This window comes from Bacillus proteolyticus (assembly GCF_001884065.1).
Classification (GTDB): Bacteria; Bacillota; Bacilli; order Bacillales; family Bacillaceae_G; genus Bacillus_A; species Bacillus_A proteolyticus.
On sequence record NZ_MACH01000093.1, the window covers coordinates 72,620 to 84,903 of the forward strand.

Genomic DNA, 12,284 nt, shown 5'->3' on the forward strand with positions numbered 1-12,284 from the left:
GCACCAACTTTTCTATTAAATTCCTCCCTTTATGTACATTCTCGTTGTATATTATCTATTTAAAAATACTTCTAATTCTTTCGCTAAAGACTGTACTGCTTTCTTTCTCAACACATATTTGCCGTCATGAATATCAACTAACTTTGCGGAACGTAATAATTTTAAATGGTGATGTACTGTTGATTTCCCAAGTTGTAATCTTTCCGTTATTTCCTGCAATGTACGTTCTTTTTCAAACAACATTTTTACAATTCTTAATCTCGCTTCATCCCCAAGCGCCTTATGTTTATGTACTAAAAAATAGCTCGGCTCATATGGATCTTCCGGATGAATACTTTCATTTGCGACCGGATAATGAAATACTTTCGTGTCTTCAATATCTGCTTCTATGTTCCACGGTCTGTATGTCATTTGCGGGATAAGAAGTACATGATGCACACTTGGCTCTGGCATGTATAAAACTCCTCCTGTAGCCCACTCGACAAACTCTTCCGGTTTCATCTTTTTATTCATTTCATTTTTCGCTTCATAATCTCGCTCTAGTATAGAAAGTAGTTGCTCTTCCTCCTTCTTAATGACACTCTCATACCATCCTGTCATAACAGCGATTAAATGCCCTTTTAATAATTTCATATTTGTATTACATATAAACTCAATATACGTAGAAAAAAATTGATGTTCCTGTGTCAGTTCCTTTAGTTCATGTATTGCAGTTACATCTCCATTTGCTGCTAAACGTCTTTTCTCCTCATACTTTTCTCCTAAAAACGGTAAACATATATACTTCAAATCTTCTACTGAAAGTGAATCGATTTTAGCATTAAACTGCGCTAAGCCCTGAAAATCTCCATCATACAGTAACTGTAGCAACGCTTTCCACGTATTGTGCTTCTCGACAAATTGCAAATGCTCTATCATTTCATGAGATAAAGATGTTCTAATTTCTTCCCATTCGCTTTGAGACTTTTCAAGCGTGTCTATTAACCTCTTATGAGTAATTGCTGCTATGCCAAGTGCACATTCGAAAAGTATCGAATACTTCATTTGAACGTTATACGTTTCCCTTTTTCTACTCGTTACGTGAAAGACTTCCATTTAATCTCCTCCTTACTTGCTATGTATTAAATTCTATATTTATCGAATTAAACCTTCTGTATTTTTAGAATTTCGAAACATCAAGAAATTTATTTCGCTACAATTTTTAAAATTTAAGCTGCAGTTGATTTTCTTGTTCAACTATGAGGCAGGTTTCTTGATGAGAAAGGAGAATTTATTGCAGTAAGAAAAATGATTTAGAAAGCATAAGTTTATTTATACAATTGCTACAACGGCGTCATATTGTTCTTTTAGAAACTTCAAAATATCAATCAGATAATAAATAGGTACGTTTCTACCTAATTTCTCTAACACTTATTGTTGGTCTATCTCATAGTTAAGGAGGCTATACGAATGGGAAAAAAAGAAATATTACAAAATGGAGTCAAACAAGTTTTTTACGATGAAGAATGGTACCCACCGATATCAGAAGCGTTAAAGAATCTTACCGCTGCACAAGCATGTTGGCAACCAGAAGGAAAGGCCAGTAATACGATTTGGGAAAATGCAAACCATTTACTAACCTTTAAAGAGCGCTTACTTTCCCGATTACATCAAGATGACACATTTGTTGCTCCACAAAATAATGATGACACGTTTGTCCAAGGTGGACCTAATGATGAGGATGCTTGGCAGCAAACAGTGAAGCGAACGCTTCAAGTACATGATGCCTTACAATCTTCATTAACATCCCTTCAAGAAGCAGAACTGGATCAACCAAGTCCTTCTCTACCGGTTTGGCAACAATATATGAATATCCTATTGCACGATGCTTATCATACAGGTCAAATTATACAAATTCGTAAACTCCAAGGTTCATGGCCATCTCATCGCTCCTATTTATAAACGCTGATTAAAGATGATAGACAAGCATATGATTCTATATTTAGCAGAATAAGTACAAAAAAAAGAAAATGAGATTCTAACTCTCATTTTCTTTTTTTGTTGGAGAAACGTCCTACATAAAACTTTAATCAATGAGATTTTGTCCATCCCCCACTGATTATTAACCCAAACCACTCGGGCATTTCCGGGCCATTAATACGGGATAAAAAGTTCATTCACACCTATCGATTCATCTGGGCATCGTTCAATAGCCCAATGATTTCACTCAACATTTCTTCTGTGAAAGCACCTGCACTAAAGTTTACTAATGCTCGTAATGGCATATAGTTCAGCATAGCATCCATCATTTCAGAGGCATCACTATCCCCTTCAGTCATACTACCAAACGGGCTGTCTTTTAATGCCTTTTCCATAAGCCCCTTTGCGATTGGTGCTAAAATTGGGTCCGCAAATATATCCCCTAGTAAAGTATTACGATGTACTGGTTTTCGAATTATAGTCGCTGATTGAATATACACGTTATCTTGTAAAACTATCTCTCTTGAAGACTTACCTACTAAAATCTCAAATTCACCAGTTTCAACATGCCAGTCCTTCAATTCAACATTATAATAAGCAAATGATCTTTTATTTAAAGTAAAGTTAACCGTTTTTTCTTCTCCCGGCTGCAATTCTACTTTTTCAAATCCTTTTAATTCTTTCTCAGGACGAATCATAGTACTTTCAATATCTTTTATATAGAGTTGAACAATTTCTTTCCCTGCCGTACTACCAATATTTTTCACGTTTACAGTGACAGAAACTGTCTCCGTATCCTTTATTTCTTTCTTATCTACTGAAAGATTACTATACTCAAAGTTTGTATAGCTTAACCCAAAACCAAATGGGAACAATGGTTCAATATTTTTCTTATCGTAATAACGGTATCCGACGAAGACACCTTCTTTGTATTCCACTTTGTCACCTTCTCCAGGGAAGTTTAAGTAAGAAGGATTATCGCTTAAAACTTTCGGGAATGTTTCTGCTAATTTCCCGCTTGGATTCGCATCACCAAATAATAAATCAGCAATTGCTCCGCCTAATGCTTGCCCACCTAAATAGCCTTCAAGTATTCCTTTTACTTTACTTATCCATGGCATTTCAATCGGTGCTCCGTTACTTACAACTACAACGATATTACTTTGAACTTCCGCAATAGCCTCAATTAATTGAACGTGATTCTCTGGCATTTGTAAATGCTTTCGATCAAAACCTTCTGACTCATAACGATCTGGAAGTCCAACAAAAAGGACCACTGTATCTGCGCTTTCTGCAATCTTTTTTGCTTCATTAGTCATGTTTTCATCTACATCATCGCTTGCAAGATTATAGCCTTGTGCAAATAATATGTTTGTTTTTTCACCTGATACCATTTCGATTTCTTCGAGAATACTTTCAAGCTTTGTTGGATTAATATGAGAACTTCCGCCGCCTTGATAACGTGGTTGCTTTGCAAATTCTCCAATTATCGCTACCGTCCCCTCTTTTTTCAGCGGAAGAATGGAATCTTCATTTTTTAACATAACCATACTTTCACTTGCAACTTCTCTAGCAAGCTGATGATGCGCGTCCTTACTATACACAGCGTTTTCTAATTGGTTATCATAAGCTTTAAAAATAATGTAAAGTAATCGCTCTACAGCTTGATCAAGCTTTTCTACAGATAGCTCACCACCATTAACTGCATCAACAATCTTCTTCTCACCAATTCCAAAGCTTGAAGGCATTTCTAACTCCAAACCGTTAGCTAAACCTTCAACACGCTCATTTACTGCACCCCAATCAGAAACGACAAAACCTTCAAATCCCCATTCATCTTTTAAAATATCATTTAATAAATAGTTATTTTCCGAAGCGTATTCACCATTTATCTTGTTGTAAGCGCTCATTACTGTCCAAGGTTGTGCTTCCTTAATGACATCTTCAAAGCTAGCAAGATAGATTTCACGCAATGTTCTTTCATCAACAATTGTATCTACAGACATTCTGCGATGCTCCTGATTATTAGCAGCGAAATGTTTTAATGACGTTCCAATCCCTTGACTTTGTACACCTATAACATGGTTTGCAGCCATTTGTGATGATAAATATGGGTCCTCTGAAAAGTACTCAAAGTTTCTTCCGCATAGCGGCGAACGTTTTATGTTTGCACCTGGTCCAAGGAGAACACCTACATTTTCAGCCTGACATTCCTCTCCTAATGCAACTCCTACTTGATTTATTAATTCTTTATTCCATGTACTTGCTAACCCTACTGCTGATGGGAAACAAGTCGATGGAATACTGTTATAAATCCCTAAGTGATCTGCTCCCTCTGCTTGTTTTCTAAGGCCATGTGGCCCATCAGTTACCATAATAGAAGGAATTCCTAATCTCTCAATCCCTTTTGTATTCCAAAAGTCTAATCCAGAACATAGACTCGCCTTTTCTTCTAACTTCATTTGTGAAATAATTTTCTTAATATCCCTTTTCATGATAGCCCTCCTAAAAAACAATTAAGTAAACGCTTTCTTAATGTCATTATAGTTATTATTTTTTAGATATTATGGTATATTTTTTAGAATACTTGTAAAAATTTTGGCTGATTATATTTATGATTACTTTGCAGAGTAACATAAGATGTACCCTCTTATTGTGAAACCTTTGCTTAAGAGAGGATTTTATGTTGCCTTTATCTTGTACATATATTGGCTAATGTTTAATGAATAGAGGTTAAAATAGTGAATTGCTCCAAACTAGAAGATTTATATTATATTTGTAAGCTAGTCTTTGACATACATAAAACACCTATCTTTTTCATTGATAACAAAGGGGATTTAGCATTTGAAATCTCGTCCAATTTTCAGCATAACCCTTTGTATTCTTCAAAAGAGGAGTTACTTAATCAACTATTTAAGGAAAATCCACCCTATACTTTTCCAGTACTAGAAGAGACTTCTTTTCTTGAAAATTTCTTCTCAATTAGCTTGCGTTTGAACGATCAACTTAGTGGGAATATCATCGTTGGACCTGTCCTCTATTCCAGATTATCAGAAACCTCAATTAAAGGACTCATTAATGATCTTCAACTAAAAATAGACAAAGAGAAAATGATACGATATTATCATTCTCTCCCCTTCTTAAGCAATTTGAAATTTTTAAATGTAAGTATGATTCTTTTTCACATGCTATATCAACAAAAATTAGATATTGCTGATATTTTGCAAAAAAATATACTATTAAAAAAGGATGATTTTGAGATTGAACAGCCTGATATACATATATCGGAGCAACGTCAAAGTACATTAACTCATATCGACCCACTAATTGAAAGAGAAATTTTCGAGTGTATTAAGCTTGGAAAAAAGGATGATTTAATTAAAAATCTAAGGAGATTACCTGAATCAGGGGATCTTGGGGTGTTATCAAAAACAAGTCATTTGCGAAGCCAGAAGAATTCTGCCATCGCAGCAATTACACTTGCGACTAGATCAGCTATAGATGGTGGACTATTCCCTGAAATCGCATATACCCTCAGTGATTTATTTATTCAAAAACTCGAAGAAATAAATAAAAGTGAAGCCATTTCTCCATTTTTGGAGAATGCTTTACTTGAGTTCTCAGAACGAGTAAGAAATGGGACAATACAAAAACATTCAAAACCTATAAACGTATGTCAAAATTATATATTTACTCATCTTTACGAAGAAATCACACTATCCCAACTAGCAGGAATAGTCGCATTAAATCCTAGTTATCTATCTTCCCTTTTCAAAAAAGAGATTGGAATTTCACTAGGCGAATATATTCAACGTGCTAAGATCGATGAATCAAAAAATTTAATGACCTTTACGAGACATTCTATATCCGAAATTTCTACACTATTAAATTTTCATGACCAGAGCCATTTTACAAAGGTCTTTAAAAAACATACTGGTGTTTCACCTAAACAATTTAAAAATGGATGTTTTTAATGTTTATTATTCTACCAATAGATTTATTTAGTTGCTTTACATTATTAATAAAAAACCCCTCGACTTGTGTTGAGGGGTTTTTACTAATAATGTAATATACGTTTTTCTGTTTCCTTTCCATTCTCAATACATGGCTTGTGAGCTAAAGGAAAACAAATGGTGTAAATATTTCTCTAGCTTCTCCTTATATATCCTAATATGAAAATAGTTTTATTTTTGTTTGGAAAGTTCAAACTCCTTTTATGAATTGTTTGTCATTCCATATATAAGCCCTGAAATATATGGAATTAACCAAATGAACCACACAATTACACTAAATGTGTGAAACTTTGCAATCATTTTTATATCCTTCTTCTTTAAAACTACAGTGGCCCACACAGCATGAAATAACATAAGTAAAATTGCTGATAAACCCGTAATCCCATGAAAGCTGAATAGAGAACCTTCTGAAGCCATTTTCTCCATTAATGTAGTACCAATCGTATCGCATGCTAATCCAACCCAAAATATAATCACATGCCAAGGTTTTAATGTTTTTTGAATCTTTTCACTCCAAACCCCAATTGAATAAAAAATAAGTGCTGCTGTAATAAATGTAATAGCAGATGCTAGCACATCAATCACCCCTTTACAAAATTTCTCTTCCTTGTACAAGATTTATTTTATCTAAGGATTATGAACAGAGTATGAATGGAAGATTATCCTTCCAAATATATATAGATGGGCTTTATTTTGCTAAACCAAATACATAGGACCACTAAATCTGGTGCGCGATATTTACTTTTTCGTTTAACAAATCCTACTTTTCTAGCTAATTGCTCTAAAGCATCAGGCGACATGTATCGTTGTAACTCTTAAAAAAATAATTCCAGTTCATCAGAAGTCGATAAATCCATACGAAAAACGCCATCCTTTCTGTATATTTCTACAAAAAGAATAGCGTTTTTTTCGTTTAATAGATACATTTTTTTAGCTTGATAGCGATGTAATGTGCCCCCTATAAATAATAGTAAAAGATAAAAGAACTCAATTAATTACCAATTTATTTTTTATGCCCACAAGTATTAATTAAAGTTGTTTTATATATATAACCACCTAATGAAGATATATATAACCATTTAGATGAATTATCATAATGTCCTTGGACATATTCTCCATTACCCCAAGTACCAGTTACATTAGTATCTTTATTAATGAAACCTACAACCTTAGCGCTAGCAGATGCTGATTTTCGTACATTAGCGCCATATACACCTACTTTTCCTCCATTTGTACAAAGACCTGATACATCATTTTTTTGTAAAGGATTAATTGTTGAAAATGATGAGGTGATACAAGCGCAAGCAGGAATTATTTGTAAAAAAACATAATAATGAATACAAGCATCTAAAGCAATATGATAAAAGGTTGGTGGTCCTCCATGCCCATCAACCTTTTATTATGAAGTAACACCTGAACGTGTTATATTATTGTTTTTTATTAATAGACATAAAAATATTTCATTTGTTTTATTGATAATTCCCAAACACAATTGTAAAATGTTTGTATATATATAAACTAAACAAAATTACGTTTGATTCCATCAAAAGAGATAGAAAGTATTAATAACAATAAAACAATGGGTATATCACCTACAAAGAGCCGTAAAAAGAATAGAACCAGTACGAAAAAGATACTTTCGTAAAAAAATTTTAAAAATAAGAATTATTTGCTCTTGAAGAAAAGTGACTAGAAAAGTTACAACCATATGGAGAATAAGGTTATACCAAAAAAAGTCTTAAAAGGGGGACAAAATTATGGAACAAAGAAAGTTTTCAGTAACACCTCAAGATCGAATGAATTATATATTAGGTCTTTATTCTGCAGATCAACAAATTAATGCAGTTCTTTATTTTCCTGTAGGTATATCAAAGAAAATACTTGAACAATCAGTAAGGATAACGTTACAATTGCAGCCGGTTTTGAACAGCCGATTTGTAGAAAATGATATTCCTTACTGGGAGAAACATTCACCTGCCACTAACTCAGCCATTTGCCTTTTTGCAGAAGGAAATGATCAAGAACTTGAAATAATGGCAATAGATTTTATTAAGGAACCTGGTGATCGTATTCAGGGGCCTATGGTTCAAACAAAATTATTACGAGGCACTACGACAGATATGTTAGTTGTGAAATTATCTCATCTATGTTCAGATGGTGCAGGGGTCAAGGAATATATTAATTTGCTTGGAGCAATTTATACTCAACTTTCCTTGGGACTATCCAAGAATCAAATTATAAAAGAATTTGGTGAGGGAAATGAGAGTTTTCGAGATCAATCACATGTATTCAAATATGCTGGAATATCGGACATAAAAAGCGCGTATCGTCCTAACCAAGAACAACAGACATCGTTATGGTCTTTTCCATCTCAACCCAACAAAAATAACTCCCCTCAAATGTCCGTACGGCGGTTGAGCCATGAGCAATCTCTACGTCTAATCCAATGGACAAAAGCACAACAGGCTACCTTGAATGATGTAATCATGACTGCATACTTCCGAGCTTTATCACATTTCACTGTGTATGCAGAACCTCGCACCTCAGAAAAAATGATCGGTTTAACAATTGATTTACGTCGATATCTGCCTAATTATACAACTGGGGCTATTTGCAACTTATCTGGCATGGAAATGCCAGTGATTAAAATGGAGGATGATGAATCATTTAATCAGACTCTCGTTCGAATTAAACAATCAATGGATAAAATAAAGTCTCAAAATCCAGGTCTTTCTTCAGCAGCAGGAATGGAGCTACTGGCAGGTATGAAGCTATCTGTGGTGAAGGAAATGTATAATCAGCAATACGAACAGGCTTTACAGATGGGGATGGCGTTGCCGTTACTGACAAATTTCGGGGTGATCGCTGATGAACCTATTCAGTTTGGTGAAATTCAGGCTGAGGACGGGTATATGACATCACCCATTATGTATGCGCCATTCTTTTCAATGGGTGCAAGCTTCTATAATGGAAGACTTACATTTACGATTGGTTATCATACACCGGATACATCAAAAGAAAAGGTAGACAAATTTTTAGAAAGTGTTGTTAATCAACTACCATAAATAAAAGAGAATATAGCGCAAAAATTTCTAGCGGAATTGTATTTTAGGGGCTCGTCCCCATGTCTATCGAGTTAACAAAACAAAATACCCCCTGAAATGAAAAAAGACGTTATTCTTTCTGAAAAATCATAGGAAAAGATAACGTCTTTTTATCAAACTTTTTTACAAGTTATCAATCTTTATTATAAAGTGAAACTTTAATCGGTGGGGGTTTTGTTCATCACCCACTGATTATTAGCCCACACCAATCGGGCTCTTCTTTGTTTATATGCCATTTATTAAAATAACTATTTTGTTCAAATTTAATTAATATACAAATACTTTTGATGAGCTTTCCTCTAACAAACTAGAATTATAATTAGGTGCTAGTACGATGTTTGTATATGTTCCTGTACCCGAAAGATATTTGTACCTATGTTTTAACCCTGATGGAATAAAAACAGATGCTGGACTTTCAATTATTTGCAATTCTCCTTCAATTTCTACTTCACACATGAGACCAGTACCATCTATTCTATTCCCCCAAAAAATAAAGGCACTATCACAATGATGTGCATGAGTATCTACATGCCCTTCTAAGTTCTCATCCATATGAGCGTCGTAAAATACACGCTGTATTACATAAAATGAAGCACGTTCATCAGTTCTATAATCCATCTGTACCCAACGCTCTCCTGGACCATCACGATGATATAAAAGCTCAGATGCTCCTTTTACAAATGGTTTACTAACTCGAAGAGACTTTGAAAGCCGAGGCCCTTTTCTTTCTATACGTTTTTGTTGTATGTTCCTTACTCTTCCTAACATTTCAGGTTGAATACCCTCGTATGCTGAGTAATTCTGCTGAACAGCTTTTATATGATAAGATGCAGTATGAGTAAATATATTCTTTCCAATAATCGGTCTCCAATGATCTACTTGACAACCAGTAGCTAATTGGAGAGATTGCGTTAATTCAGGAATCATCTGTAGTTTAAAGCACTGTAGATTACGCTTTTGAGATAAAAATACTGATAAATTTAGCAGATCAACAATCCCAGCACGTTCACCTATTCCGCACAATGTAGCATCAATGACAGATGCCCCCGAATCGATTGCAGCAAGAGCATTTGCCATGGCTAATCCTAAATCATTATGAAGATGAACTTCAATCTCACAAGGGAATGTCTCAACAGATTTCTTCACGATTGTAGCACACTGACCTGGCTCCCAAATTCCTACAGTGTCTGCTAAACTGATTCGATCTGCTCCAGCTATATGTGCAACCTGTCCAATGTAGGCGATGTCTTCCCATTCCGTTCGTGAAGCATCTTCAATAGTAAAACGGATTTTCATTCCTAAAGATTTTGCTTCTTCAATAGCTTGTTTCACCTGATTAATAACATAATCTTTTGATCGATTGGTGTATTTTGTTTGTAAAGAAATAGGATTAATAGACGCCCAGATTCCTATCCAATCGGCACCAGCACGATAAGCCGCATGAACTTCTTCTTCTTTCGCCCGAGCATGCATAAGTATTTCGGCGTGCTTTGCAGATGCTGCAACTTCTCGGCAAATCTCTTCTTCTTCTTCAGAGATGCCAGGGTGTCCAACTTCAATAAGACTTACTCCAAAATCCTCTAACATGTGAAGTAATGTAATTTTGTCTTCCTTGGAGAAACGAATACCACATTGTTGTTCTCCTTCACGTAAGGTAGCATCTAATATTGTTAAACCCTTTTTCATTCCTGTTTGCCTTCTTTCGCCTCTATAAAGTTTAATGTTTGTTCGAATAGGATATTACGATTCTTTTCATACACAGCCCAGTGTGTTGCATCGGGGATTACTACTTCTTTTTTTTGTTTTGCACTTGTTAATTTTGACATCATATTTCGGTCTGCAAATATGTCATCTTCCCCGTAAATGACAAGTAATGGAGTGATAATCTTAGATGCATCATATAGAGGCTGATTTTTCCAAATATAAAATAAATCTTCAAGTGGACCAACTGGTCGACGAATCGTTTGATTATTGTTCTTACTCATAGGATCTGAATCAATAAAAACTTGTTTTACGGCATCCATTGCTTCGTTTGTAACAATTTTTTTATTTCCCATCATCATATGCCAATGATGCATTCCTTTATCAAAGTCTACGATTTGGTAAGCTGGTGCTTCAGGATTAAACTGATTAGGTTGTAGTGGGTTTTCGAAAGGTTGTGTCATCATAGGAAGTGTGAACCCATGCATATACCCATATAAAATAAGCTTATTAATATCTTGAGGATGGGATATTGCATAATTTCCAGCCACAACGCCTCCATATGACCATCCAACAATATGAATTTTTTTTACGTTTCTTTTCTTTTTAATCCAATTTACAATTGTTTCCAGATCTTTGGTTGCATCATTCAAATGAATAACCGGACGGTTTTGGGAAGAAGGATCTGACATTTCTTTAGGGCGAGAAGAACGACCAAACCCTCTGAAATCCATAGCCCAAGTATCATACCCTTTTTTGGCATACTCATCCATCCATGAAAATTTTGGTACATCAAATGCCTGAGCTGTAGGTACACTGAATGGTTCTAAAAATAAGATAATTTCATCAGATGTATATTGTTTTTTATTATTTAAGTTTTTATGAAGTAAAAATAATTTTTCTTCTCCTTGCTGAATTTCTAATTCTTGTTTTACTACTTTAGAAGTTTGATCATTTTGAGAAGTTTCTTTGATATTAGAACAACTAGACATAAGTATTATCAAAAAAAAACCTACTAAACTAATGTGTGTCCATTTTATCCTCATTTAGAATATTCCTTTCATTTCATAGAAATAATAGCTATGATTCCCGCCGCGATAATTAATCCGGCTGGTAATCCTTTTGTAAATATTACGGCAATAAGAGTACCTATTAAGACACCTAACAATATCGTAGGATTCATAGGTAGAACTCCTACACCTTTTCCTCCTATGTATGACACAGTAAAACCTGCTAGAATGGATCCTAATCCGATAGGAGAGGTAATTAATTTTATTAGGTTTTCACTTGTAATCTTTCCAGATGTGATTGGTACTAAAAGGAATAGCATCAGAAAGAAAATACCAATTGGAAAAGAATATTGTTGAATAAGATGTAATAAAGTTTTTTGTCCAACAGCAAGTAAAACTCCTAATAAACAAGCCGCACCAGCTAGCGCATAATCCTTAACAAGCAGAGCGAGTGTAACAATAATCCCCAGTAACAAAAAAGGAAGCATATTCTCTTA

Annotated in this window: 10 protein-coding genes and 1 pseudogene; 4 read left to right on the forward strand and 7 right to left on the reverse strand. The window is 34.6% G+C overall.

Going from position 1 to position 12,284, the window contains the following annotated elements; all coding sequences use genetic code 11:
* Positions 1–51: 51 nt before the first annotated feature.
* Entirely contained in the window at positions 52–1,095 is a 1,044-nt protein-coding gene (locus tag BAQ49_RS17165; RefSeq protein WP_071746352.1) for an ArsR/SmtB family transcription factor, read from the reverse strand.
* Positions 1,096–1,449: 354 nt separating this feature from the next.
* On the opposite strand from BAQ49_RS17165, the gene BAQ49_RS17170 reads away from it, so the two are divergent.
* Positions 1,450–1,941, forward strand: a complete 492-nt coding sequence (locus BAQ49_RS17170) for a DinB family protein (RefSeq protein ID WP_071746353.1) — start codon at positions 1,450–1,452, stop codon at positions 1,939–1,941.
* A gap of 221 nt (positions 1,942–2,162) precedes the next feature.
* Here BAQ49_RS17170 and BAQ49_RS17175 read toward each other — a convergent pair whose 3' ends face one another.
* On the reverse strand, positions 2,163–4,454 hold the full coding sequence (locus BAQ49_RS17175; RefSeq protein WP_071746354.1) for a glycoside hydrolase family 3 C-terminal domain-containing protein: 2,292 nt from the start codon (positions 4,452–4,454) through the stop codon (positions 2,163–2,165).
* A gap of 246 nt (positions 4,455–4,700) precedes the next feature.
* On the opposite strand from BAQ49_RS17175, the gene BAQ49_RS17180 reads away from it, so the two are divergent.
* Entirely contained in the window at positions 4,701–5,933 is a 1,233-nt protein-coding gene (locus BAQ49_RS17180; RefSeq protein ID WP_071746355.1) for a helix-turn-helix domain-containing protein, read from the forward strand.
* Between the two features lie 240 nt (positions 5,934–6,173).
* On the opposite strand, the gene BAQ49_RS17185 is transcribed toward BAQ49_RS17180, so the two are convergent.
* Both BAQ49_RS17185 and BAQ49_RS33625 read right to left on the reverse strand, forming a co-directional pair.
* Positions 6,174–6,548, reverse strand: coding sequence for an HsmA family protein (locus BAQ49_RS17185; RefSeq protein ID WP_071746356.1), 375 nt, complete (start codon positions 6,546–6,548; stop codon positions 6,174–6,176).
* A gap of 116 nt (positions 6,549–6,664) precedes the next feature.
* Positions 6,665–6,829, reverse strand: a pseudogene (locus BAQ49_RS33625) (IS4 family transposase); the annotation flags it as partial.
* Between the two features lie 297 nt (positions 6,830–7,126).
* On the opposite strand from BAQ49_RS33625, the gene BAQ49_RS33010 reads away from it, so the two are divergent.
* Positions 7,127–7,303, forward strand: coding sequence for a hypothetical protein (locus BAQ49_RS33010; RefSeq protein WP_165616055.1), 177 nt, complete (start codon positions 7,127–7,129; stop codon positions 7,301–7,303).
* A gap of 426 nt (positions 7,304–7,729) precedes the next feature.
* Positions 7,730–9,037: a condensation domain-containing protein gene (locus tag BAQ49_RS17195; protein ID WP_071746357.1), complete on the forward strand. Its 1,308-nt coding sequence runs from the start codon at positions 7,730–7,732 to the stop codon at positions 9,035–9,037.
* A gap of 306 nt (positions 9,038–9,343) precedes the next feature.
* Here the strand turns inward: BAQ49_RS17195 and BAQ49_RS17200 are convergent, their stop codons facing one another.
* Genes BAQ49_RS17200 through BAQ49_RS17210 form a run of 3 tightly spaced genes read right to left on the reverse strand, consistent with a single transcriptional unit; the run spans position 9,344 to position 12,275 of the window.
* Positions 9,344–10,762 (reverse strand): hydroxymethylglutaryl-CoA lyase-like TIM-barrel protein, encoded by a 1,419-nt coding sequence (locus tag BAQ49_RS17200; protein ID WP_071746358.1) that lies wholly within the window; start codon positions 10,760–10,762, stop codon positions 9,344–9,346.
* A complete protein-coding gene (locus tag BAQ49_RS17205) occupies positions 10,759–11,823 on the reverse strand; it encodes an alpha/beta hydrolase (protein WP_071746359.1) in 1,065 nt (354 codons plus the stop codon). The genes BAQ49_RS17200 and BAQ49_RS17205 overlap by 4 nt, the downstream gene beginning before the upstream one ends.
* 14 nt (positions 11,824–11,837) lie before the next feature.
* Positions 11,838–12,275 (reverse strand): DUF441 family protein, encoded by a 438-nt coding sequence (locus BAQ49_RS17210; protein WP_071746360.1) that lies wholly within the window; start codon positions 12,273–12,275, stop codon positions 11,838–11,840.
* Positions 12,276–12,284: the final 9 nt, after the last annotated feature.

Excerpts from the sequence above, each read along its gene's own strand:
- BAQ49_RS17165 (WP_071746352.1), bottom strand. The coding sequence starts at position 1,095 with ATGGAAGTCTTTCACGTAACGAGTAGAAAAAGGGAAACGTATAACGTT.
- BAQ49_RS17170 (WP_071746353.1), top strand. The coding sequence starts at position 1,450 with ATGGGAAAAAAAGAAATATTACAAAATGGAGTCAAACAAGTTTTTTAC.
- BAQ49_RS17175 (WP_071746354.1), bottom strand. The coding sequence starts at position 4,454 with ATGAAAAGGGATATTAAGAAAATTATTTCACAAATGAAGTTAGAAGAA.
- BAQ49_RS33010 (WP_165616055.1), top strand. The coding sequence starts at position 7,127 with ATGAAACCTACAACCTTAGCGCTAGCAGATGCTGATTTTCGTACATTA.
- BAQ49_RS17195 (WP_071746357.1), top strand. The coding sequence starts at position 7,730 with ATGGAACAAAGAAAGTTTTCAGTAACACCTCAAGATCGAATGAATTAT.
- BAQ49_RS17200 (WP_071746358.1), bottom strand. The coding sequence starts at position 10,762 with ATGAAAAAGGGTTTAACAATATTAGATGCTACCTTACGTGAAGGAGAA.
- BAQ49_RS17205 (WP_071746359.1), bottom strand. The coding sequence starts at position 11,823 with ATGAGGATAAAATGGACACACATTAGTTTAGTAGGTTTTTTTTTGATA.
- BAQ49_RS17210 (WP_071746360.1), bottom strand. The coding sequence starts at position 12,275 with ATGCTTCCTTTTTTGTTACTGGGGATTATTGTTACACTCGCTCTGCTT.